At 57.2% G+C, this 19360-nt stretch carries 21 protein-coding genes; 10 read left to right on the top strand and 11 right to left on the bottom strand.

Annotation, left to right across the window (positions count from 1 at the left end; translation table 11 throughout):
* From LKO31_RS03170 to LKO31_RS03140, 7 genes are read right to left on the bottom strand one after another with little or no spacing between them, the layout of a single operon-like run.
* The gene (locus LKO31_RS03170) at nucleotides 1–618 is read right to left on the bottom strand and encodes a flagellar basal body L-ring protein FlgH (protein WP_227688627.1); all 618 of its coding nucleotides are present in this window, start codon (nucleotides 616–618) and stop codon (nucleotides 1–3) included.
* 55 nt (nucleotides 619–673) lie between these two features.
* Nucleotides 674–1462: a flagellar basal-body rod protein FlgG gene (flgG, locus tag LKO31_RS03165; RefSeq protein ID WP_227688626.1), complete on the bottom strand. Its 789-nt coding sequence runs from the start codon at nucleotides 1460–1462 to the stop codon at nucleotides 674–676.
* Between the two features lie 12 nt (nucleotides 1463–1474).
* Nucleotides 1475–2218: a flagellar basal body rod protein FlgF gene (locus tag LKO31_RS03160; RefSeq protein ID WP_227688625.1), complete on the bottom strand. Its 744-nt coding sequence runs from the start codon at nucleotides 2216–2218 to the stop codon at nucleotides 1475–1477.
* A 37-nt stretch (nucleotides 2219–2255) separates the two neighbouring features.
* Complete coding sequence (locus LKO31_RS03155) at nucleotides 2256–3083, bottom strand: flagellar hook-basal body complex protein (RefSeq protein WP_227688624.1); 828 nt, start codon at nucleotides 3081–3083, stop codon at nucleotides 2256–2258.
* A 4-nt stretch (nucleotides 3084–3087) separates the two neighbouring features.
* Complete coding sequence (locus tag LKO31_RS03150) at nucleotides 3088–3396, bottom strand: flagellar hook assembly protein FlgD (protein ID WP_227688623.1); 309 nt, start codon at nucleotides 3394–3396, stop codon at nucleotides 3088–3090.
* Nucleotides 3397–3398: 2 nt separating this feature from the next.
* A complete protein-coding gene (flgC, locus tag LKO31_RS03145; RefSeq protein ID WP_407699249.1) occupies nucleotides 3399–3803 on the bottom strand; it encodes a flagellar basal body rod protein FlgC in 405 nt (134 codons plus the stop codon).
* A 5-nt stretch (nucleotides 3804–3808) separates the two neighbouring features.
* Nucleotides 3809–4150, bottom strand: coding sequence for a flagellar basal body rod protein FlgB (locus LKO31_RS03140; protein ID WP_227688621.1), 342 nt, complete (start codon nucleotides 4148–4150; stop codon nucleotides 3809–3811).
* Nucleotides 4151–4672: 522 nt separating this feature from the next.
* Between LKO31_RS03140 and LKO31_RS03135 the strand changes: the two genes are divergently transcribed.
* The 6 genes from LKO31_RS03135 to LKO31_RS03110 all read left to right on the top strand — a co-directional run bounded on the left by LKO31_RS03135 (nucleotide 4673) and on the right by LKO31_RS03110 (nucleotide 9857).
* Complete coding sequence (locus LKO31_RS03135) at nucleotides 4673–5236, top strand: flagella basal body P-ring formation protein FlgA (protein ID WP_227688620.1); 564 nt, start codon at nucleotides 4673–4675, stop codon at nucleotides 5234–5236.
* Between the two features lie 196 nt (nucleotides 5237–5432).
* Nucleotides 5433–5735: a flagellar biosynthesis anti-sigma factor FlgM gene (gene flgM, locus LKO31_RS03130; protein ID WP_227688619.1), complete on the top strand. Its 303-nt coding sequence runs from the start codon at nucleotides 5433–5435 to the stop codon at nucleotides 5733–5735.
* Nucleotides 5735–6040, top strand: coding sequence for a hypothetical protein (locus tag LKO31_RS03125; RefSeq protein WP_227688618.1), 306 nt, complete (start codon nucleotides 5735–5737; stop codon nucleotides 6038–6040). Before flgM ends, LKO31_RS03125 begins: the two co-directional genes overlap by 1 nt.
* Before the next feature lie 90 nt (nucleotides 6041–6130).
* A complete protein-coding gene (locus LKO31_RS03120; RefSeq protein WP_227688617.1) occupies nucleotides 6131–7003 on the top strand; it encodes a transglycosylase SLT domain-containing protein in 873 nt (290 codons plus the stop codon).
* Nucleotides 7000–9114: a flagellar biosynthesis protein FlhA gene (gene flhA / locus LKO31_RS03115; protein WP_227688616.1), complete on the top strand. Its 2115-nt coding sequence runs from the start codon at nucleotides 7000–7002 to the stop codon at nucleotides 9112–9114. Before LKO31_RS03120 ends, flhA begins: the two co-directional genes overlap by 4 nt.
* Complete coding sequence (locus LKO31_RS03110) at nucleotides 9111–9857, top strand: sigma-70 family RNA polymerase sigma factor (RefSeq protein ID WP_227688615.1); 747 nt, start codon at nucleotides 9111–9113, stop codon at nucleotides 9855–9857. Before flhA ends, LKO31_RS03110 begins: the two co-directional genes overlap by 4 nt.
* 181 nt (nucleotides 9858–10038) lie before the next feature.
* Here LKO31_RS03110 and LKO31_RS03105 read toward each other — a convergent pair whose 3' ends face one another.
* The 3 genes from LKO31_RS03105 to LKO31_RS03095 form a co-directional block, all read right to left on the bottom strand.
* A complete protein-coding gene (locus LKO31_RS03105) occupies nucleotides 10039–10548 on the bottom strand; it encodes a MarR family winged helix-turn-helix transcriptional regulator (protein ID WP_227688614.1) in 510 nt (169 codons plus the stop codon).
* Between the two features lie 348 nt (nucleotides 10549–10896).
* Nucleotides 10897–11409, bottom strand: coding sequence for a helix-turn-helix transcriptional regulator (locus tag LKO31_RS03100; protein WP_227688613.1), 513 nt, complete (start codon nucleotides 11407–11409; stop codon nucleotides 10897–10899).
* 19 nt (nucleotides 11410–11428) lie between these two features.
* Nucleotides 11429–12331, bottom strand: a complete 903-nt coding sequence (locus LKO31_RS03095) for a LysR family transcriptional regulator (protein ID WP_227688612.1) — start codon at nucleotides 12329–12331, stop codon at nucleotides 11429–11431.
* Nucleotides 12332–12464: 133 nt separating this feature from the next.
* Between LKO31_RS03095 and LKO31_RS03090 the strand changes: the two genes are divergently transcribed.
* The 3 genes from LKO31_RS03090 to LKO31_RS03080 are packed head-to-tail and all read left to right on the top strand — an operon-like array spanning nucleotide 12465 to nucleotide 17076.
* Nucleotides 12465–13634 carry an isovaleryl-CoA dehydrogenase gene (locus LKO31_RS03090; RefSeq protein WP_227688611.1) on the top strand — a complete coding sequence of 390 codons (1170 nt, stop codon included), beginning with the start codon at nucleotides 12465–12467 and terminating at the stop codon, nucleotides 13632–13634.
* Complete coding sequence (locus tag LKO31_RS03085; protein ID WP_227688610.1) at nucleotides 13631–15229, top strand: carboxyl transferase domain-containing protein; 1599 nt, start codon at nucleotides 13631–13633, stop codon at nucleotides 15227–15229. Before LKO31_RS03090 ends, LKO31_RS03085 begins: the two co-directional genes overlap by 4 nt.
* A 5-nt stretch (nucleotides 15230–15234) precedes the next feature.
* Nucleotides 15235–17076: an acetyl/propionyl/methylcrotonyl-CoA carboxylase subunit alpha gene (locus tag LKO31_RS03080; RefSeq protein WP_227688609.1), complete on the top strand. Its 1842-nt coding sequence runs from the start codon at nucleotides 15235–15237 to the stop codon at nucleotides 17074–17076.
* A 57-nt stretch (nucleotides 17077–17133) separates the two neighbouring features.
* Here LKO31_RS03080 and LKO31_RS03075 read toward each other — a convergent pair whose 3' ends face one another.
* Nucleotides 17134–18048 carry a hydroxymethylglutaryl-CoA lyase gene (locus LKO31_RS03075; protein WP_227688608.1) on the bottom strand — a complete coding sequence of 305 codons (915 nt, stop codon included), beginning with the start codon at nucleotides 18046–18048 and terminating at the stop codon, nucleotides 17134–17136.
* 130 nt (nucleotides 18049–18178) lie between these two features.
* Between LKO31_RS03075 and LKO31_RS03070 the strand changes: the two genes are divergently transcribed.
* Nucleotides 18179–19357 carry a CaiB/BaiF CoA transferase family protein gene (locus LKO31_RS03070; RefSeq protein ID WP_227688607.1) on the top strand — a complete coding sequence of 393 codons (1179 nt, stop codon included), beginning with the start codon at nucleotides 18179–18181 and terminating at the stop codon, nucleotides 19355–19357.
* Nucleotides 19358–19360: the final 3 nt, after the last annotated feature.

Below are 19360 nucleotides of genomic sequence, written 5' to 3'. Positions count from 1 at the left end.
CTAAAAAGGGCTGATCATCGAGAAGAAGCGGCCCAGCCACCCTTGGCGGCTGGCGCGGGCAATCTCGCCCTTGCCGACATAACGAATATTCGCATCTGCCACGCGGGTGGACAAAATCCGGTTATCGGGGCTGATATCCATCGCCCGCACAATGCCCGAAAATTGCACATGCTCGTCCCCGCGATTGAGGGTCAGCATTTTCTCACCGCGCACCAGCATCGTCCCGTTGGGATAAACCTGTGCCACGGTCACGCTAATCTCGCCGTTCAGCTGGTTCGATTGCGCCGCCGCACCCTTGCCTTGGAATTGCTGGTCCCCGCTCATGCCAATATCGCTGGGTTTGAACAGATTCAGTGGCCCCGTGCTGGGCGGCGTCAAGCCAATCGACCCACCGCGCTGGGTGGACGCGCTGTTGCTTTTGCTGGCCATGGTGCGTTCGACCAATTGGATAGTCAGCACATCACCCACTTGTCCGGCCAGTCCGCCCGATGTCAGCGGGGTATAGCCCCCCTGAAAAATCGAACCATTGGCCGGCAAGCTATGGTTGATCACCGGCGCGCTTGCCGCATAGGGGTTAACCTGTTCCTTCTTGCTTTTGGCCGCCGCAGGAACCGCCATGCCGCCACATAGCAGCACAGCAGACCCGCAGGTCAAAGCCCAGAAGGTGGGTGAATTAGAGCGATTGTGCCGCATTGCGCATCATTTCGTCGGTGGCTTGGATCATCTTGCTGTTGACCTCATAGGCCCGCTGGGTTTCGATCATGTCGACCAATTCCTCGACGACATTGACGTTCGACCCTTCCAGCATTCCGCCGCGCAGCGAGCCACGCCCTTCGGTGCCAGCCACGCCGACAATCGGTGCGCCCGATGCTGCGGTTTCCACCAGCATATTGTCGCCAATCGACTGCAATCCGGCCGAATTGGCAAAACGGGCGATTTCAATCTGGCCCAATTCCACCACTTCGGCTTGGCCGGGCACGGTGGCGGACACCATGCCGTCTGCGCCAATGGAAATACCCGTTGCCCCTTCTGGCACCTGAATTTGGGGCACCAAGGGTTTGCCATCGCTGGTCACAATCGTGCCATCGGCGGCCATGGAGAAATTGCCTGCGCGGGTATAACCGGTGCGGCCGTCGGGCATAGTGACTTGGAAATAGCCTGACCCTTCGATTGCCATGTCCAGCGAATTTCCAGTGACATTCAAGCCGCCCTGCGTATCAATGCGCGCGGTTCCCGCCAGTGACACGCCGGTCCCAAGGTTCAAACCAATGGCATAACGATTGTCCGCGCTGCTGGGCGCGCCAGCGGCGGTCATCGTTTGATAGGCCAAGGTTTCAAAACTGGCGCGGTCGCGCTTGAAACCCGTAGTGTTCACGTTGGCCAAATTGTTGGCGATGACCTGCATCCGGAAGCTTTGGGCATCCAGACCGGTTCGTGCGACGTGCAAAGCGCCAAAGCTCATGACTATTCACTCCTATCGGGGAAGCTGCATCAAATTGGTGGTCGCGCTGTCCATGTCGCGCGCGTTGCTGATGAGTTCCAACTGATTATCCCAGCTTTTGCTGGCTTCGATCATCTCCACCAGCGCGCTGGTCGCGCTGACATTCGACCCTTCGAGCGAGCGATTGATCAATCGCGCTTCGGGATCATCGGGCAAGGCACCGCCGCCGCGCACGCGAAACAAATTGTCCAAACCTTTGACGATATTGGACCCTGCGGGCGTCACCAAACGCAGGCGATCCGCCTCAATCGGGTTTTCACGGTCGCCGCCAATCGGCACCATCCACACTCGGCCTTCGCGGTCGATGCTGACACTGTCGGCTGGTGGAACCACCAGCGGGCCTTGCATCCCCATCACCGGATGTCCGTCACCCGTGGTGAGCAATCCGGTGGCAGTTTGGTGCAAATCCCCGCGCCGCGTATAGCTTTCTTCGCCATTGGGCGCTTGCACCACCAGCATCGCATCGCCTTCCATGGCGATATCCAAATCGCGGCCCGTGGCTGATACCGTGCCGCTGCGCATATCGGCGCCGATCACTTCTTCGGACCCCATGGCGCGCGTGGTGGCGCCGGGGCCCTTCATCCAAATGGTCTGCATTTCGGCCAGATCACCCCGAAAACCCGGCGTCTGGGCATTGGCCAGATTATGGGCCGTGGCGGTCTGGCGCGACATGCTGCCGCGCATTCCGGAAAGGCTGGTATAGATTAAACGGTCCATGACATCAGTCCTGTTGCGCGGCGTCCATCAGCGCCTATCAGCGCATATTCATGATGGTTTGCGTCAATTGCGATGCGCCTTCGATGGCCTTGGCATTGGCCTGAAAATTGCGCTGCGCCGCAATCAACAGTACCAATTCTTCGGTGATATCGACGTTGGAACGCTCCAATGCGCCAGAACGGATGGAACCCATCGAACCAGCACCGGCACCATCAATAATCGGCTGACCACTGTCACCCGTCGATTGCCAATGCGCATTGCCAACCGGACGCAGTCCTTCAACGGATGGGAAATTGGCCATGGCGACCTTGCCCAACATTTGATCACTGCCATCGGCAAAGGTTGCGGTAACCAAACCGTCGACACCGATCGATACGTTGATCAAGGCGGCAGTGGGGTCCAGCGGCGATGCGGTTGGCAGCACGAAATCGGTGGCCCCCGCCAAAGTCCGGTCGGTGACATCGCCATTGGCGTCCACCGGCAGCAATTGCAGACGCGAACCCGTGGTATCCACCACATGGCCATCGGCGGTGGGTGCGAATGTCCCGTTGCGGGTATAGCTGACGCCTTCGGTCGGGGGCGGGCTTTTGACGATGAACATACCTTCGCCAACAATCGCCATATCCAATGTCTTGGCGCTGGTTTCATAGCTGCCATTGGTGAATTGCTGCACAATGCCGTTCAGGCGCTGTCCTTGACCGGCCACGGTTTTCGACGACTGGGTTGGCGACGATGCAAAAATATCACCAAATTGCGCCGTGCTGCGCTTAAAGCCGGTCGAGCTGGCGTTGGCGATATTGTTGGAAATGACCGACATGTCGGTCTGCGCGCCCTTAAGGCCCGACAAAGATGTGTAAAACGACATGCTCTTATCCTTCCTGCGTGGGTGGGGTCAGGCCGGAATTACCGCCCTTAATATCTTGAAGAAGCTGGTTCTGCGCCGCCAATTGCTCGGAAATTTTGGTCAGCACAGTGTTGGTTTCGCTGATTCCGGCCAAGCTCGAAAATTGCGCCATTTGCGCGACCATTTCTTGGTTATTGACGGGGTTAAACGGATCTTGCTGTTGCAACTGCGCCGTCATCAACCGCAGAAAATCATTTTGATCCAACTGCTTGTCTTTGGTGAAAATTCCGTTGCTCGCATTGCCATATTGGGCCTGAATATTGCTGACGGTCATGATTATTGCCCCATCCTGAGGGTTTCGTTGATCAGTCCTTTTGCTGTTTCCAGCACCTGAACATTATTTTGATAATGGCGCGCCGTTTCGACCATTTCGACCAGTTCGGCGGCGCTATCCACGGCGGCTTCCCACACATTGCCTTCGCCATCCGCCAGCGGATGATTGGGGTCGTGGCGCTTGGTGGGTTCCAGTTTCGATGTGGTAATGCGGTCCACCCCCACGGTGGCGCGGCCCGCATCGTCCATCACCGTACGGAACACCGGCTTCATAGCGCGGAAGGCTCCGCGCTCGCTGCCCGATACGGTGCCGACATTGGCCAAATTGGACGCCGTGGTGTTCAGCCGAACCAAATTGGCCGACATGGCACGCCCGCTGATATCAAAGACAGAGAAAGGACCGGTCATCATGGTCATTCTCCCTTCAACGCGCGAGTCAGCGTGTTGATACGTCCCGTCAAAAAGGACAGGCTAGACCGATAAGCCAGCGCATTTTCCGCATAGGCCGTCTGTTCGGTGGAAAGTTCCACCGTATTGCCATCCAGCGAGTCCTGAACCGGAATGCGATATTTCACCGCATCCTGAACCGAACGACCATCGCGGGCCATGTCCAGCGCTTGTGAAAAATCAATGTCCCGCGCTTTGTAATTGGGGGTCGCGGCATTGGCGATGTTGGACGCAAGCATCGTCATGCGTTGGCTACGCAATTGTAGCGCCGCTGCGTGCACACCAAATAGCTTTTCTGACGCCATCATCCTAATCCTTCTCACACGGGATCACCGCACTTTTGCATCGTTGCAGAAGATCAGGAACAGATATGCAACGGCTGTGCCAAATTCATATAAAGATGGATTTTCCGTGCCATAGACATCGAAGCATCGGCCATTCCATCGGTGCGATGCCTACCAACCAGCGCACCCGTCAAAAATCCGACAAGCCGATCCTGATCACGAAAGGAAGGCCAATGATACGCGGCCAAGTCGGCACAATTCCGTATGTCCCGCTACACTGGCATGGTTTCTGCATGGCCAAGGATCAGCAAAAGCGACGCTGGCGACGCACCCATGCGCCCTGCCGTTCCCCGCGCAAGGCAGCGCGAGGATGATCGGCTGACGCCATGACGGGCGCGAAGCATGTAGAAGGACAAGATGATGCATATGCACCGGTCAACCGATCCCATGGGCCCCACCGCCCCATATGCGCAGCTTGGCCGGAACGATATAGGATATCCTGCGCCTGTTGATGGCTCCAAGCCGCACCAAAGGCGCGTTCGATATGTGGCGGCGTTACAATATATGATGTCGGCCATAACGGCCATGGGCACGATCGCGGCGGCACCTTCGGCGGCCATGGCCGCTGCGGCTGGTCCTGCCGTGCAGGACTGGGCCGCTGTCGACGCCCAAACCCAGAATATCGCTGGCGCATTGGGGCGGACCGCCGCGCCAATTGATCGCCGGATAAAATTGGCCCGATGCCCCGAACAAGTGGCGATCACCGCCATGGACAGCAACAGTCTGGCCGTACGCTGTACATCCTTGGGCTGGCGTCTGCGCGTTGCCATGCGCAGCAACCAAGCCCATGCTGCCCAAGATGACGTGCAAGCCAATTTCTTTGGAACAAATGATAGCGCGGCCAAACGCACCCCTGCGGCCCCGGCCATGATTCGGCGCGGCGATGTCGTGCGCATCAGCATCGACACGCCCAATTATTCGGTCAGCTATCCCGCGACCGCCACACAAGATGGGCGCTTGGGCGAAGCTATTTCTTTGCGCGGAGCAGACCCAAAAAACCCAATTTTGGCGGTCGTGACCGGACCTGGTCGCGCCACAATCAGCCGATAGGCACCATTTTCAATCCTTTATTCACAAAAATAACCGTTTCTTATCAAGAAGAAATGGGTCATCCTCAGCGCCGATCCATTTTATTTTCATAATTTGTCAATTTTTTTGGCCTTCGGGCTTAATCGGACATTTTCACGGCCGTTAACACCCATCAGATATGGCGTCACTTTTCTGACGTCTGGTGGTGGAGACGCTTATGTCGGGTGACAATCGGATAGGGACAAATGCCGTCAGCGGCATCGCTCGTGCCCATGCCGCACGCCGCATGTCTGACAATGGCAACACGCCCATCGCCGCTCCATCCGTGGCCGCTTCAGCCTATGACAGTGCGCCTGTCGCCAGCCTGATCAGCACCGCGCGTGCCATTGCGGATCAAGGTCCGCCGGTGGATCTGGACCGTATCGCATCGCTGAAATCCGCTATTGCCGGCGGCAGCTATCGCGCCGACGCCAAGCAAATCGCATCATCGATGATGACCTTCTTCGGAAGGAATGGTTGATGCACCCTGCACTGGACCATGTCAGCGAGCAGTTGGACCATTTGGTCCATGCGTTGGACGGCCACCATGCTGGTGCGATTATTTCGGCCACGGAAAATCTAGCCGCTGCCGTGGTGTTGCTAGACGACGCCTATATCCCCGCCGATCAGGCCGAGGAAGCAGGCTTGTTGATTGGGGCAACGCTGGAAAAAATGGATGCCGCCGCCATTCGCATCAACATGCTCAAGGCATGGACGCGTCAGAGGATTGACAGAAACCACCAAATTCGCGGCATTCACCAACGCGGCATGGCATTAAGCTACTAACAAACCCCATATCTTCATGGTTTTCATCAACATGGCATGATGATTGCATAATGGTTCCTAGACACGATCCGTCTCTTTGGAACCAAGGTCATGAATACAGTCTATCGTCCCATATCTGCCCCGCAACCGGCCACGCCGGTCGCCCAAGCCGTGCAAAATGCGTCGGCCCGCACCGGCATTGATTTTGGGTATTTGATGGATGTTGCGCGGGTCGAAAGCAATTTTGACCCTGACGCCAAGGCGGCCACCTCCTCCGCACGGGGACTGTTTCAATTTACCAATCAAACATGGCTGTCCACGCTGGACCAACATGGCGCGAACCATGGCCTCGGTTGGGCTTCCAATGCCATCAGCCGCGACAGCAACGGGCGCTTTTCTGTGCGCGATGCCGGACTGCGCGATCAAATATTGGCGATGCGCGATGACCCAGCCGTGGCGTCCAGCATGGCAGCGGCGCTGACCGCCGACAATCGCGCTTATTTGGAACCCCGTATTGGCCGCCCTGCAGAATCGGTGGATTTATATTTGGCCCATTTTCTGGGCAGCGGCGGCGCCGTCAATTTTCTGTCGGCCATGAAGGCCGACCCCAATCAACCAGGTGCCCCCCTGTTGCCCGAAGCCGCTGACGCCAACCAGTCGATCTTTTATGCGCAAGGCGGACGGATGCGCAGCCTGATGGAAATTCGGGAATTATTCCGCGCCAAATTGGACAATGGGCCTGACGCCAGCCCGTCCGCAGGCCCGATGCCCCCCCATTATGGCAGCGGGATGCTAGGCGCGCCCGTATCCCCACCGTTGGGCTGGGAAATTTCGTCGTCCGCCACCACCCAATCGGGCGGTGACAATCCGGGCCGCCCACCTTTGCAAATGATGGAAATTCAGCCGATGCCCAAGAAATTATCGATGGGCTTTGCCGCTGACGCCTATCGCCGCCTTGCCTCGCTGTCGGGAGGGCGCGCATGAACGCTTTCAATTTGAACGCAATGGGCCGCATAGCGAGCGCATCAGCACTGCCTGTTGCCATGCTGGTGGTCGTGGCGCTGATGGTGGTGCCGGTAACACCGCTTATTTTGGATATCAGCTTTATCGTCAATATCATGGTCAGCCTGCTGATCTTGATGGTCGCCTTGCAAGCATCCAAACCACTCGATTTCTCGGCCTTTCCAACGGTGTTGCTGCTGGCTACCTTGTTTCGTTTGGCGCTGAACGTCGCCTCGACCCGCGTGGTGTTGGTGTCGGGCCACGAAGGAACGCACGCGGCCGGCCAAGTGATCGAAGCCTTTGGTCAGGTGCTGATCGGCGGCGATTATGTCGTCGGTCTGTTCGTCTTTTTCGTATTGATGATCATTAACTTGGTGGTGATCACCAAAGGCGCAGGCCGCGTGTCCGAAGTATCGGCACGTTTCACGCTAGACGCCTTGCCCGGCAAGCAAATGGCCATTGATGCCGATTTAAACGCTGGCCTTGTCACGCCCGACGAAGCGAAAGCCCGCCGCCAAGAAGTCGCGACCGAAGCCGATTTCTATGGCTCGATGGACGGTGCATCAAAATTCGTCAAAGGCGATGCGGTTGCCGGTCTGCTGATCTTGTTCGTCAACATCATTGGCGGCTTGATATTGGGCGTGTTCAGCCACGGCCTCAGCTTTTCAGAAGCAGGATCGGTTTATGTCACGCTGGCCATTGGCGATGCCTTGGTCGCGCAGATTCCAGCGCTATTGCTGTCCATTGCGGCCGCCGCCATTGTCACGCGCGTCACATCACCTTTTGACCTAAGCGGCCAGATTGGTAGCCAATTTTCCGCGCCCCACATCTGGTTCGCGGTCAGCGGTATTTTGGCGATGTTGGGGATGATCCCCGCTATGCCGCAAATGCTGTTCCTGCCTGCTGCGGCCATTTGCTTTGCCGTGGGTTGGCAGCGCCGCCGAATGAAGGAATTGGCCGAAGACGTGCCGCCACCAGCCGAACCCGCGCCCGACCCGCATCATATTGCATGGTCAGACGTCACCGCCACCAGCCCCTGCATGTTGGAAATTGGCTATGCGCTGGTGCCCTTGGTGGACGAACGGCGTGGCTCGCCCTTGATGACACGGATCACCGGTATTCGTCGCCAATTGTCGCGCGAATTGGGCTTTGTTATTCCAGCGGTCAAGGTGGTGGATGATCTGTCTTTGCCGGGCAACGCCTATCGCATTTCCGTGGCGGGCGTCATTGTAGGCGAAGATGAAGTATTCCCCAATGAAATGCTGGCATTGGACAGCGGGGACTTGCTGCATACGGTCCAAGGCCGTCCATGCAAAGACCCCACCTTTGGCTTGGATGCCCTGTGGATACCCAAGACGTCGCAAAATGACGCTATTGCAGCGGGCTATACGGTTGTTGACCCGTCCACCGTCATGGCAACCCATTTGAACAACAGCATCATTGGCGCGGCGTCGGAACTATTTGGTATCGACGATGCGCAGGCCCTGATCGACACACTGAAGGCGCATTACCCGCAATTGGCCCAGAATCTAGCTCCGCAGGGCTATCCTTTGCCGCGCATCGCCGCTTTGTGCCGCGCTTTGCTGGTCGAACGCGTTCCGCTGCGCGATTTCCGCAAAATTGCCGAAGCAATGGTCGGCTTGATTGGCCAACAGCTAACCGACGCCGATCTAGTCGAATCCGTGCGCCAGCGCATTGGTGCCTTAATCATTCAAACCATTGTGCCCAGCCGGATGCCCTTGCCCGTCGTGACCTTTACGCCGGATATCGAAGTGCTGCTGAACCAAGCGGTGCGCGCCAATCCGGGGGCCGAATGGCCGTTTGAACATGGCATGTCGATGAAGATCGTCGAACAAATTGGCGAAGCCGTCGAACCGCTTTTGCTATCCACCCGCAGCTTTGCATTGGTCGCATCCCCCATTTGCCGGTCGGCTCTGTCGCGCTTGGTGCGAGCAACCTTCCCGGACGTTGCGGTGATTTCTTATCTTGAGATTCCGGCCAATAAACAAACCGAAATTGTTGCCACCATCGGTGCCGAGGTTCCGCGCCTCGGCCATGATTCGGACCAATATATGGAGGGTCAGCTGCCATGAGGGCCGACACCGCCGAACAGTTGAAACAGATGCGGGCCGCACAATCCTATGCCGCCGCCGACAGCGCGGATGCCCTGATCGCCGAATATAGCCCGCTGGTCCGCAAAATTGCGTGGCAGGTCTATTCCAAAGTGTCGCGCACCCATGATTTGGATGATCTGATTCAAACGGGGCTGATCGCGCTGATCGAAGCCAAGCGCCAATATCAGGATCGCGGCTATGCCTTTTCCACCTATGCCACCACCCGCATTCGGGGCGCGATGATCGACCAATTGCGGCGCGATGCCGATGTGGGCCGTTCTGCCATGGCCGCAAATCGCCGGATACAGGGCACCCGTGCAAAGTTGGAGCAACAATTGATGCGCGGCCCGACCAGCCGCGAAATGGCAGAAGCGATGAATATGTCCGCCGAAGCCTTTTTTGACTATGAACAAAATGCCCAGCAAGGCCGCTCCACCAGCTTGGATGAGCTGATGGAGTTTGATCATTTCATGGTCGCCGATGAGAATGAAGGTGGCTTTGCCGCCATTGAAGACGCAGATATGAAGCAAGCCTTGATCAAGGCGATTGTGCAATTGCCGGAACGCGAGCAATTGGTGCTTCAGCTTTATTTCACCGAGGACCTCAACTTGCAGGAAATTGGAATGGCGATGGACGTCAGCGCGGCGCGCATCTGTCAAATTAAGCGCAGCGCCATGGCAACAATCGAAAAACTGATGTTAGAAATGACGGAATTGGATTGACGGCGCGTCAACAAATGCGGGCTGCATAGGCGCAGTTCCATCATGTCCTGAAATGACGCGCTGTCGTTCGCCTCGGCGGAAGGCCGCAATCCTCCGCTTACGTCCGGCATTCCTTTCCAATGAGCCAACAAAGGCCTGCGCGGATTAGGCGCAAGGCAGGCCGCAGAAACGCGCCGCTCGTTTATATCCTACCGATCATGCGCGCATTCTGCCCCCATGCAGCGTCGCTTTTTTCGAAAAAACTAACCATTTTCTGACGCCCAGTTTCGGTCATGCGGACCAAAGTGCGCCGGCGATCGCGATGATCGAGATAACGCAGCACCAACGATGCCTTTTCCATCGCAGCAATCATGCGCAGCCCAGACGACAGCGGTACCGCTGCACCGGTGGCAAGGTCGCTGGCGCTCAATTCGCGTCCGCTACGTTCCGCCAACATCAAGTCCAGCATCATATCCCAACAAGGACCGCTCATGTCCAATTCGGTAAAATGAGCCTTTCGCAATTTCTGAATTTGAATGCTGTACATCAGATGATGAACCAGCGGATTGGGTCGATGAGACTGCAATTGTTCCATAGCTTCCCCATGTATTTCATTCACGCCGACCTCATCGCCGCGACTAGCGAGAAGTTGGTGAATTTGATCGACACGGGATTTAAGCTCGGCAATCTCTTTATTTGAAAACTGCTGCATATCCGTACCCCCTAAGCAGCCAAAATTGCATAGACGAAGCTCGGGCCTTTATTATCTGCAAATCTATCCTGTCACCGGTGAAATCACTTCACTCTATCCGCGCGATATAAGTGAAATAATGACATTAAATTGCGATCAATATCAATGGCCATTCTTCAAATACATAATTTTGGTTTACAACATCAATTCAGCAATATTAAACACATAAAAACAATGTGATATTTACTATAATCTAAAACAACCGATACACGCGGCACCTATAAGCAAGGATATCCAACACTTTCTTAACTGCGAAAAGCAGCCCCCTCCTCACTCAACCCGTCGCGGTGACAGCATGCCACCCACTCATCATGTCGCCAGTGTTTGCAGCAGAAAATATAGGATTGCGACAGCACCGGTCCCTAGCAAGGTAATCAGGACCAGCCACAGCATCCATATTTTCGGCCCCATCACTGGCTCCCCCCCCTGCAGCGGCGCAGGAGTAGAGGAGTCTGTTGAACTTTCCTCATCCTGATGGCTGGAAACGGACGGAACCACTGTATCGGCTGAACGAAGAGCAACATCTGCAAATGCAACCACATCGGCTAGATTATCCGGTTGATATCTCAATGATTGATATGGGGTAACATTCTGAAATACACCGTGAGAAGCCAGTAACTGGGCCGCATCCACTCGGCTGCTGACGCCCAATATCTTCAAGGCTCGGCGCATCCGCTGATCGACAGTATGGGGAGAAACCCCCATGATCCGCGCGATTTCCTTAGACCCTTTATGGTCATAGACAAGGCGCAGGGTTTCCACCTGTTCGCTGGTTAATCGGTCCAGTTTATGCTGCGCTAGTTCAGTCATGTCATATAACATAATATAGTTTGCTATGCGGTCAAACCTCGCACAACTGTGCTTGCCAAATTGGCTGTAATATCGCCGCTATCCCTATCACAACTTCATAGTGATGGGGGTGATTCAACCATGATGGATCTAATATTAAGCCAAGCTGGCGATGATAGTCATATTCCCGCACGGTCCGCGCGACAATTTCGCCCCGAACGGACGATAAATATGCAAGCGACAGGGGCGCCGTGGTAATCCCCAAGCCCGCTGCCACCATACGGACGCAGCGATCATCGCTGGCACTGCGCAGCGAAAAGCGCGGCCGCACACCGCGCTGGGAAAAGAATCGGCTGGTCGCGTCCAAAAGCTCACAAGATCGGCGCGCGATCATAATTTCTGCGGCCAGCTCCTCGGCAATCAGTTCATCCTGACCAGCCATTGCATGATCTTTGGGCAGCAACATCAGATAAGGTTCGTCCAACAAGGGTAAAATATTGGGGCCTTTCTCGCTGTCGCGCAGCAAGGTCAGGATCATATTGGCCCGCCCGCTTTTTAATGCGGCCCGCAGTTCGGTATCGCTGCCCTCAATCAACTCTATTTCAAACTGTGCCGATAAAAGCTGAATCAGGCGTTGCAGGTGATCATCAGAAACAGATCGTAGGACCCCCAATTTCAATTCGGGCCAATCATGCTGTGGTCCCGCGCCAAAGGAATCAGCCGCGCGAAAGCCGCGTTCCAATTCCCGCGCAATGGGCAAGAATCGACCGCCCGCCTCGGTTAGGCGCAATTGTCGCCGTTCGCGCAGGAACAAGATGGTCGACAGCAAGCGTTCCAATTCCGCCACGCCCGTCGACAAGGTCGGCTGAGTCACGCGCAGGCGCATGGCGGCCTGTGTAAAACTGCCCGCATCGACGACAGCCAAAAATTGGCGAATATGAGAACGTTTTATCATAAAAAAAACCTATGCCAACATCATGGCAAATTCAATTTTTCATTATTCGCCTCCTCTGTCAGATTATCGGCCAGACTTGGGGTGAGAGCGGACATTGTCCCGCGCTCCAAAAGAAATTTGGAAGAGGTTTATCATGCGCGCGACACCGGATTTTGATTTCAACCTTGGGGAAACGGCGGACATGATCCGCGATAGCGCCGGAAGTTTTGCCGATGATAAAATCGCACCGCTGGCCGACCGTGCAGACCGCGACGACTGGTTCCCCCGCGACGAACTATGGACCGCCATGGGCGAATTGGGCCTGCACGGCATCACCGTCGAGGAAGAATGGGGTGGATTGGGCCTTGGCTATTTAGAACATGTGATCGCGGTCGAAGAAGTCAGCCGCGTGTCAGGCGCCATTGGCCTGAGTTATGGCGCGCACAGCAATTTATGCGTCAACCAAATCCGCCGCTGGGGCAATGAGGCGCAAAAGGCCAAATATCTGCCCAAGCTGATCAGCGGCGAACATGTCGGCAGCTTGGCGATGTCCGAAGCCAGCGCGGGCAGCGATGTCGTCTCGATGAAGCTGAAGGCCGAGCGTAAGGGCGACGGCTATGTGCTGAATGGCACCAAATTTTGGATCACCAACGCCAGCCATGCCGATACGTTGGTGGTTTACGCCAAAACCAGCCCCGAAGCTGGATCGCGCGGCATCACGGCCTTTTTGATCGAGAAAGATATGGCGGGTTTCGCCATTGGTCAGAAAATTGACAAGGTCGGAATGCGGGGCAGCCCCACGGCGGAATTGGTGTTTACCGACTGCTATGTGCCCGCCGAACAGATTATGGGACCGGAAAATGGCGGCGTTGGCGTGCTGATGTCGGGCCTTGATTATGAACGCGTCGTGCTGGCGGGTCTGCAATTGGGCATCATGCAAGGCTGCCTCGACGTGGTGATTCCCTATGTGCGCGAACGCACGCAATTTGGTCAAGCCATTGGGTCATTCCAATTGATGCAGGCCAAGGTGGCGGACATGTATGTCGCGCTGCAATCGGCGCGGGCCTATGTTTATCAAGTCGCCAAGGCGTGCGATGCAGGGCAAACCACCCGTTTCGACGCAGCAGGTGCGATTTTGCTGGCCAGCGAAAATGCCGTGCGCGTGGCCGGCGAAGCGATTCAGGCCTTGGGCGGCGCGGGCTATACCCGCGATTGGCCGGTGGAGCGTTTTTGGCGTGATAGCAAGTTATTGGACATTGGCGCTGGCACCAATGAGATTCGCCGCATGTTAATTGGCCGTGAATTGATCGGTGCGCGGTCATGAGCGCGCCCGTCATCCAAAGCCGCTATCTGGCCGACGATCCCACCAGCCAAAAACGCGCCGCCCATAATATCGCGCTGCGCGATGCGCTGATGGAGCAAGTGGCCAAAGCCGCGCTAGGCGGCAATGAGAAATCGCGCGAACGGCACAGATCGCGCGGCAAGCTGCTACCCCGTGAACGGGTGGAACGTCTGCTGGATGCAGGGTCCCCCTTTTTGGAAATCGGCCAATTGGCGGCCAATGGCCTCTACGAGGATGATATCGCTGGCGCGGGCGTGATTACCGGCATTGGTCAGGTGTCGGGCCGCACGACGATGATCGTCTGCAATGACGCGACGGTCAAAGGCGGCACCTATTATCCGATGACGGTGAAAAAGCATCTGCGCGCCCAAGAAATCGCGGAAGCCAATCATTTGCCCTGCGTCTATTTGGTGGACAGCGGCGGTGCCAACCTGCCGCACCAAGCCGAGGTTTTTCCCGACCGCGACCATTTTGGCCGCATCTTTTTCAATCAAGCCACTATGTCGGCCAAGCGCATTCCGCAAATCGCCTGTGTGATGGGCAGTTGCACGGCGGGCGGAGCCTATGTGCCCGCCATGTCCGACGAAACGGTGATTGTAAAAGAGCAAGGCACCATCTTCTTGGCAGGCCCGCCCTTGGTGAAGGCGGCGACGGGCGAAGAAATTAGCGCCGAAGATTTGGGCGGCGGCGATCTGCACGCCCGCAAAAGCGGCGTGGTCGACCATCTGGCCGAAAATGACGAACATGCGCTGACCATAGTGCGCGACATCCTATCCCACCTTGGCCCGCACGATGGATTTAAGGTGGAACAGCGCGAGCCGCGCCCGCCCAAATATGATCCGCAGGACCTTTATGGCATTATTCCCGATGATGTCCGCGCACCATATGATGTGCATGAAATCATCGCCCGCATTGTCGATGGGTCGGAATTTCACGAATTTAAGCCGCTTTATGGCAGTTCGCTGGTCTGCGGCTTTGCGCATATTTGGGGCATCCCCGTTGCCATATTGGCCAATAATGGCGTGTTGTTCAGCGAAAGCGCGGTCAAGGGCGCGCATTTCATTGAATTGGCACAGCAACGCCGCATTCCTTTGTTGTTCTTGCAAAATATCTCCGGCTTCATGGTCGGCGGAAAATTTGAGGCAGAGGGTATCGCCAAACATGGCGCAAAGCTGGTCACCGCCGTTGCCACCGCCACCGTCCCCAAAATCACCGTGTTAATCGGTGGCAGCTTTGGCGCAGGCAATTATGGCATGTGTGGCCGCGCTTACAGCCCGCGCTTCTTATTCACATGGCCCAATGCCCGCATTTCGGTGATGGGCGGGGAACAAGCCGCCAGCGTGCTGGCCACGGTTCACCGCGACGCCGATAATTGGACGGCGGAACAAGCAGAGGAATTCAAAGCCCCTGTTCGCCAAAAATATGAAGATGAAGGCAACCCCTATTATGCCACCGCCCGTTTGTGGGACGATGGCATCATCGACCCCGCCCAGACCCGCGACGTGCTGGGCATAGCTTTTTCGGCCACGCTCAACGCCCCAATTGTCGAGCGCGGCTTTGGCGTGTTTAGGATGTGAGCCCTATGATCCAGTCCCTTCTCATCGCCAATCGCGGCGAAATCGCTTGCCGTATCATCCGCACTGCGCGGGACATGGGCATTAAAACCGTGGCCGTCTATTCCGACGCCGACGCCAACGCCCTGCATGTGCGCGAGGCGGACACCGCTGTGCATATCGGCCCATCGCCTGCGCGAGAATCCTATTTGGTGGGTGAACGCATCATCGCCGCTGCGAAAGCCAGCGGGGCGGAGGCCATCCACCCCGGCTATGGCTTTTTATCCGAAAACGCCGAATTTGCCCAAAGCGTGATTGACGCGGGCCTGATTTGGGTCGGACCAAAACCCGCCTCCATCACCGCGATGGGTTTGAAAGACGCCGCCAAAAAGCTGATGCAAGCGGCGGGTGTGCCCGTCACCCCCGGCTATATGGGGGAAGATCAAGACCCTTCCTATTTGGCCGAGCAAGCCGCAAGCATTGGCTATCCCGTGCTGATCAAAGCTGTGGCAGGCGGCGGCGGCAAGGGCATGCGCAAGGTCGATAGCAGCGCAGATTTCGCCGACGCCTTGGCGTCATGCCAGCGCGAAGCGGCGGCCAGCTTTGGCAATGACCATGTGTTGATCGAAAAATATATTCTGACACCGCGCCATATCGAGGTTCAAATTTTTGGCGACGCCCACGGCGATGTGGTCCATTTGTTTGAACGCGACTGTTCGCTGCAGCGCCGCCACCAAAAGGTGATCGAAGAAGCCCCCGCCCCCGGCATGGACGCGGAAACGCGCACCGCCTTGTGCGCCGCCGCCGTTCGCGCCGCCAAAGCGGTGGATTATGTGGGCGCTGGCACCATCGAATTCATCGCCGACGCCAGCGACGGCCTGCGCGCCGATCGCATTTGGTTCATGGAAATGAACACCCGCCTGCAGGTAGAACATCCGGTGACCGAAGCGATCACCGGCGTCGATCTGGTGGAATGGCAATTGCGCATCGCCAGCGGAGAAACTTTGCCGTTGGACCAAGAGGAGCTGGAGATTCAAGGCTGGGCGATGGAGGCGCGCCTCTATGCCGAAGATCCGGCCAAGGGCTTCTTACCCTCCACAGGCCGGCTCGACCTGTTTCAAATGCCGCAATATGACGGGCGGGTGGATACGGGCGTCTATGAAGGGGCAGAGGTTTCGCCCTTTTATGACCCGATGATCGCCAAGCTGATCGCGCATGGCGACGACCGTAATGAAGCGCGGGAAGTGCTGGCATCGATGATCGGCGATTGCGCGGTATGGCCCGTCAAAACCAACAGCGCCTTTCTGATCCGCGCCTTGGAGCACCCCGATTTTGTGGCAGGCACGGTGGATACCGGCCTGATCGGCCGCGATGGTGACGCCATGGCCGCCGAAGCGATGCCCAGTCCCGAAGCCTTGGGCCGTGCCGCCATGGCCTTGGTGCCCAAATCACATTTCGCAGGCTTTCGCCTGAACGCCCCAGCAGTACGCAGCGCGCCATTTTTGCTGGACGGCAAAGTGGTGGAAGCGCCGCTGCACGGCCCCGGCAGCGACGATCTGGCCCCCGCCATGTTGGTCGCGGAACAAGGGTCGGTGTGGCAATTGCGGCCATGGCGCATGGATAGCACCGGCGCGGCGGGCGGCGGTGACGGCACGATTTTGTCGCCCATGCCCGGCAAAATCATCGCCGTGGATGTGGTACCGGGCGACAACGTGACCAAGGGGCAGAAATTGCTGACCCTAGAGGCGATGAAAATGGAACATAGTTTGACCGCGCCCTTTGATGGGGTGGTGGCCGAACTCAACGCCGTCACAGGCGCGCAAGTCGCCGTAGAAGCCTTGCTGGTCCGCATCGAACCCGCAGCGGAATGAAGGCAACGACATATAAGCGGCGTCAGCTGATATGGCCCGACGCCCCTTATCGGCACTTTACTCCGCCAATTGCTGGGGAAAAAGCGGCGCTTTGCTGACCATCGCGGGCAGTGAGCGTTCCATCACCCCGCCCAGCCACTGGGCCGCCGCCACCATCTGCGGCAGGTTATATCCGGTCGCGATTCCGCTGCGTTCCAACATATAGGCCACATCTTCGCTGGCGACATTTCCGGCCGCGCCAGGGGCAAAGGGGCATCCCCCAATACCGCCCAGCGCCGCATCCACCGTGCGTGCGCCCGCTCCAATCGCGGCCCAAACATTGGCCAGCCCCGTGCCCCGCGTGTTGTGAAAATGCACCCGCACAGGCAGGCCCGCCACCGCTTCCGCCACGCGGCCCACCAAATCGGCCACTTCGCCGGGGGTCGCAACGCCAATGGTATCCGCCAAGGCAATTTCGCGTGGCTGGCTGTCGGCGGCGCGCTTGGCCATCTCAAGGACATGGTCATGGCGAACCTCGCCTTCAAAGGGGCAGCCAAAGGCTGTGGCAATGGTGATCTGCCCGCCGCGCCCCGATGATTTGGCCATATCCACAATCGACCGCGCCACATCCAGCGATTCCGCGCTATTTTGCCCTTGGTTGCGCACCCCAAAACTGTCGCTGGCGACGCATACCGCGCCCAATTCATCCAGTCCGGCCGCTATCGCCCGCTCTGCCCCGCGCTGATTCAGCACCAACCCGATATAGGTGACATCGTCCCGCTGGGGCAGCAGAGCGGCCAATTCGTCGGCGTCCGCCAATTGCGGCACACGGCGCGGGTTCACAAAGCTGGTCACTTCAATCCGCCGCGCGCCATAGGCAATGGCCTGTTCAATCAGGCGCAGCTTATCGGGCGTCGAGATCAGATTTTTCTCATTTTGCAGTCCATCACGCGGACATACTTCGACCAATTCAATCTTCTTGATTTTTTCCATGCTTCACCTGATGGGCATCCTAACCCTTGCGCTGCTTGCGGTCCGAACCATTTATTTCCCTACCGCAGTTTATATCGTGATGGCGGCCCTTATCTATTCAGTCAATTAAGTTGACGATTTCGGAGGAAAAATGACAGCCATTTCCAACGCCGGTGCCCTGAATGATATACGCGTGGTGGAAATGGGGCAACTGATCGCCGGTCCATTTTGTGGGCAATTGCTGGGCGATATGGGCGCTGAAATCGTCAAGATCGAACCACCAGAAACCGGCGGCCCGATGCGCCAATGGGGCCAAGGCGACACGCCCAGTTGGTGGCGGGTCATCGCCCGCAACAAATATAGCGTTGGGCTGGATTTGCGGAGCAAAGAGGGACAAGATATTGCCCGCGATCTGATTGTAAAAGCGGATATTTTGATCGAGAATTTCCGCCCCGGCACATTGGAAAAATGGAATCTTAATCCCCAAGATTTGCTGTCCGCCAATCCGAAATTAATCGTCGTTCGTATGTCCGGCTATGGCCAGACAGGGCCTTACAGCCAGCGCCCCGGCTATGGCGGCATTGGCGAGGCCATGGGCGGTTGGCGCGGCATCGTCGGCGATCCCGACCGACCGCCCGCGCGCATGGGCGTGTCAATTGGCGATACGCTGGCCGCTACCTATGGCTGCATGGGGGCGTTGACCGCCCTGCATCATCGCCACAAAACGGGTCAGGGGCAAATTGTCGATAGCGCGCTTTATGAGGCGGTGCTGCAAGTCATGGAATCCAGCATCGCCGATTATAGCGTCAGCGGCACGAAGCGCCAACGCACGGGTTCAATCCTTCCCAAAATCGCGCCGTCCAATGTCTATCCGTGCAAAGATGGTGAATATTTAATCGGGGGCAATGGCGATACGGTGTTCGCCCGTCTGGCAGCCGCCATGGGTCAAAGCGAATTGGCCAGCGACCCGCGCTATGCCACCCATGTGGCGCGCGGCGAGAATCAGGCCGAATTGGACGCGATAATTGGCCGCTGGACCAGCCAATGGACGGTCGCCGAATTGGAACAGAAAATGTTGGATGCCGCCGTCCCATCGGGGCGGATTTTCGACCCCGAAGATATGATGCGCGACCCCCATTTTGCCGCACGCGAGGCCTTGGTTACCATGGACGACCCCGACTTAGGCCCCGTCACCATGCAAGGGGTTTTCCCCAAATTATCTGCTACCCCTGGCAGCATCCGCCGCCCTGCCCCCCAAAGCATTGGCCAAGACACCGCGGAGATTCTGGAGCGTTGGTTGGGACGAAAACAGGACGCAGCGGACGCCTAAACG

Source organism: Sphingopyxis yananensis (assembly GCF_020687785.1).
Taxonomy (GTDB): Bacteria; Pseudomonadota; Alphaproteobacteria; order Sphingomonadales; family Sphingomonadaceae; genus Sphingopyxis; species Sphingopyxis yananensis.
This window is presented reverse-complemented; position numbering and strand designations above follow the sequence as displayed.